The following is a 599-nucleotide window of genomic DNA, read 5'->3' as shown; positions in this document are numbered from 1 at the left end:
CGGGGCTTGGCTGTGGGCATAGTCGATGCGCAGCAGGCGATCTTGCTTGTCGTATTGGTAGCTGCGGCGGTTTCGTGTGTCGGACAGCGCGGCGAGGTTGCCGCCCGCGTCATAGGAATAGTCGCGCCAGAACAGCTGTTGCTGTTGGGTCTGCCACACGGTCTGGGCCTTGAGGCGACCCTGTTCGTCGTAGCTGTAGTCGCTGAGCAGCCGGCCCTGTTGGCGTTGGGTCTCGCGTCCGCCTTTGAAACGGTGCTCGGTCAGGCAGGTGCCGTTGAGGTCGATGGCGATCAGCGCGCCGCCCGGGAGGTGGCGATAGTCGAGGGTGCTGCGATCCGGCAGGCGGCAATGGATCAGCCGGCCCGCGCTGTCGTAGCGATAACGCAGGGTGGCCCAGCCCTGGTGTTCGGCGATGAGGCGGTCTTGCGCGTCGTATTCGTAGGCCAGCGGCCAGTTGCCGTCGTCGACGCTGACCAAGCGCCCGAGGCCGTCGTAGCGGTAATCGACGGTCGTGCCGTCGGGCAAGGTCTTGCGCAGCAGGCGTCCTGCAGAATCCCTTTGGTAAGCGGTGACCCGCTGGCTACCGTCGGCGCCGAATT

General features: G+C 65.6%; 1 pseudogene. It reads right to left on the bottom strand.

Annotation, left to right across the window (positions count from 1 at the left end):
• Positions 1–599: pseudogene (locus HU762_RS26530) on the bottom strand (type IV secretion protein Rhs); the annotation flags it as partial.

It is taken from the genome of Pseudomonas sp. SWRI92, assembly GCF_014268685.1.
Lineage (GTDB): Bacteria > Pseudomonadota > Gammaproteobacteria > Pseudomonadales > Pseudomonadaceae > Aquipseudomonas > Aquipseudomonas marvdashtae.
The sequence above is the reverse complement of the archived record's forward strand: the minus strand, read 5'-3'. Positions and strand labels throughout refer to the sequence as shown.